Source organism: Streptococcus sp. HMSC072D03 (genome assembly GCF_001812855.1).
GTDB lineage: Bacteria > Bacillota > Bacilli > Lactobacillales > Streptococcaceae > Streptococcus > Streptococcus salivarius_D.
Window position 1 is genome coordinate 1 of record NZ_KV810696.1, and the last position, 2,552, is coordinate 2,552.

Annotated in this window: 4 protein-coding genes; all 4 read left to right on the top strand. The window is 31.5% G+C overall.

Annotation, left to right across the window (positions count from 1 at the left end):
* Positions 1 to 341 (top strand): hypothetical protein (locus tag HMPREF2877_RS09145; RefSeq protein WP_141751055.1); only part of this gene is annotated, 341 nt, incomplete at its 5' end.
* On the top strand, positions 341 to 1,210 hold the full coding sequence (gene cas1, locus HMPREF2877_RS09150) for a type II CRISPR-associated endonuclease Cas1 (RefSeq protein ID WP_045772200.1): 870 nt from the start codon (positions 341 to 343) through the stop codon (positions 1,208 to 1,210). The genes HMPREF2877_RS09145 and cas1, both read left to right, overlap by 1 nt.
* The gene (gene cas2 / locus HMPREF2877_RS09155; RefSeq protein ID WP_045772201.1) at positions 1,207 to 1,551 is read left to right on the top strand and encodes a CRISPR-associated endonuclease Cas2; all 345 of its coding nucleotides are present in this window, start codon (positions 1,207 to 1,209) and stop codon (positions 1,549 to 1,551) included. The genes cas1 and cas2 overlap by 4 nt, the downstream gene beginning before the upstream one ends.
* Positions 1,541 to 2,200 carry a type II-A CRISPR-associated protein Csn2 gene (csn2, locus tag HMPREF2877_RS09160; protein WP_045772202.1) on the top strand — a complete coding sequence of 220 codons (660 nt, stop codon included), beginning with the start codon at positions 1,541 to 1,543 and terminating at the stop codon, positions 2,198 to 2,200. Before cas2 ends, csn2 begins: the two co-directional genes overlap by 11 nt.
* Positions 2,201 to 2,552 lie beyond the last annotated feature (352 nt).

A 2,552-nucleotide genomic window follows, 5' to 3' on the forward strand; every position in this document is an offset into this window, starting at 1 on the left:
TCTTTGTTGCACTTGACTTGACAATTAGGGAATTTAATGAGAATTATGTTGGAGCTAAAAAGAATGGTGAACTCTTAAAATCTGCCTTTCAATCATGGCAAAATCATAGTATAGATGAACTCTGTAGTAGTTTTATAGGACCTACCGGAAGTGAAAGAAAGGGACTATTTGAATTAACCTCTCGAGGAGGTGCTGCTGATTTTGACTTTTTAGGTGTTAAAATTCCAAGGTATAGAGATTATACCCCATCATCCTTATTAAAAGATGCTACACTTATTCATCAATCTGTTACAGGTCTCTATGAAACACGAATCGACCTTGGCAAACTAGGAGAGGATTAATGGCGGGTTGGAGAACTATAGTCGTAAACACACATTCTAAACTGTCATATAAGAATAATCATCTTATTTTTAGAAACTCATATAAAACTGAGATGATTCATCTTTCTGAGATTGATATACTTTTATTGGAAACTACTGATATTGTACTGACTACAATGTTAGTGAAGAGATTAGTTGATGAAAATATTCTTGTTATTTTCTGTGATGATAAACGATTGCCGACAGCTTTTGTTACACCGTATTATGCGCGTCATGATTCTAGTCTACAAATAGCTAGACAAATTTCTTGGAAAGAAGATGTAAAATGTGAAGTATGGACTGCTATTATTGCACAAAAGATATTGAATCAATCATACTATTTGGGAGAATGTTCTTTCTTTGAGAAATCTCAATCAATTATGGAGTTATATCATGGTTTAGAACAGTTTGATCCTAGTAATCGTGAGGGTCACTCTGCCAGAATTTATTTTAATACACTTTTCGGTAATGACTTTACTAGGGAAAGTGATAATGATATCAATGCAGCGCTAGATTATGGTTATACTTTATTATTGAGTATGTTTGCACGTGAGGTTGTCGTCTGTGGTTGTATGACACAAATTGGTTTAAAGCATGCTAATCAGTTTAATCAATTTAACCTTGCTAGTGATATTATGGAACCATTTAGACCAATTATAGATAGAATTGTTTATCAAAATCGACATAAGAATTTTGTCAAAATCAAGAAAGAACTCTTTTCGATTTTTTCAGAAACCTATCTCTACAATGGAAAAGAGATGTATTTATCAAACATTGTTAGTGATTATACAAAAAAAGTTATAAAAGTGTTAAATCAGTTAGGTGAGGGAATTCCTGAATTTAGAATATGAGTTACAGATATATGCGAATGATATTAATGTTCGATATGCCAACAGATACTGCTGAAGAGAGGAAAGCGTATCGTAAGTTTAGGAAGTTTCTATTAAGTGAAGGTTTTATTATGCACCAGTATTCGGTTTATAGTAAACTTTTGTTAAACAATACCGCAAATACAGCAATGATTGGACGACTTAAGGCTAATAATCCTAAAAAAGGAAATATAACAATATTAACAGTTACTGAAAAGCAATTTGCTCGTATGATTTATTTGTACGGAGATAAGAACACCAGTGTTGCCAATTCAGACGAAAGGTTAGTGTTCTTAGGAGAAGATTATTGTGATGAAGATTAATTTTTCGCTTTTGGATGAGCCTATGGAGATTAGCCAGGGGACAGTTCTCGTAATTGAGGATGTGAGTGTGTTTGCTCAAATAGTTAAGGAATTCTATCAGTATGATGAACAATCGAATTTAACAATATTTGATAGTAAAATAAGGAGTATAAAGTCCTCTGAATTGCTTTTAATAACAGATATTTTAGGTTACGATATTAATACTTCTCAGGTATTAAAGTTGCTTCACACAGATATTGTAAGCCAGTTGAATGATAAACCAGAAGTTAGATCAGAAATAGATTCTTTGGTATCATTAATTACTGATATTATCATGGCAGAGTGTTTAGAAAATGAACTAGATATAGAGTATGATGAGATTACACTTTTAGAACTAATTAAATCGTTAGGTATCAGAATCGAAACTACGTCTTGTACGGTTTTTGAAAAAATATTTGAGATTTTACAGATTTTCAAATATTTAGTTAAAAAGAGAATTTTGGTGTTCGTCAATAGTTTGTCGTATTTTTCTAATGATGAAATTTATCAAATCTTGGAATATACAAAGTTATTACAAGCTGATGTATTATTTTTGGAACCTAGAAAGATTAAAGGTATTCAACAATTTATTTTGGATAAGGATTACATTTTGATGCCTTACAATAACTAGTAATTTGGTAATAAGTATAGATAGTCTTGAGTTATTTCAAGACTATCTTTTAGTATTTAGTAGTTTCTACATGAAGTTGAGTGGAAGAATCATTTTGTTAGAGAGTAGGTTATAAGCTATCTGATAGGTGAGAAGGTAAGTTGATTGGAAAAAGATTTCTAAAATTTTTTCGATATAGCGACAGCTCTATTTGTTAAAACGTTGTTATATAAGGCTTTTTAAGGTATAATAAACATAAAAATGAAATCATTTTGAAGCTGAAGTCAGGCTGAGATGAATAGCGCGATTACGAAATCTGGTAGAGAAAAATGACCTACGAGGTTTTAGAGCTGTGTTGTTTCGAATGGTTCCA